The organism is Mycolicibacterium sp. XJ1819 (assembly GCF_053483675.1).
Genome location: NZ_JBEFST010000064.1, coordinates 1 through 328 on the forward strand (window position 1 = coordinate 1; position 328 = coordinate 328).

Annotated in this window: 1 protein-coding gene; it reads left to right on the forward strand. The window is 62.2% G+C overall.

Annotated elements, in window-relative coordinates; all coding sequences use genetic code 11:
• On the forward strand, positions 1–328 hold a 328-nt coding region (locus ABQE89_RS26320), incomplete at both ends, for a cadherin-like domain-containing protein (protein WP_448422185.1).

Genomic DNA, 328 nt, shown 5'->3' on the forward strand with positions numbered 1-328 from the left:
GGCCAACGGCACCCTGGAGCTCAACGCCGACGGCTCGTTCACTTACACCCCCAACCAAGATTTCTACGGCACCGACACCTTCACCTATATGGCCAACGACGGCGAGTTGGACGGCAACACCGCCACCGTCACCATCACGGTCAATCCGGTCAACGACGAAGCACCCGTCACGATTGATGACGCCTATCAGGTCGATGAAGACGGGGTGCTGACCGTGCCCGCCGCCGGCGGAGTGTTAGCTAATGACACCGACTTCGATGATGACGACCTCACCGCCATCTTGGTGGACGGGCCGGCCAACGGCACCCTGGAGCTCAACGCCGACGGC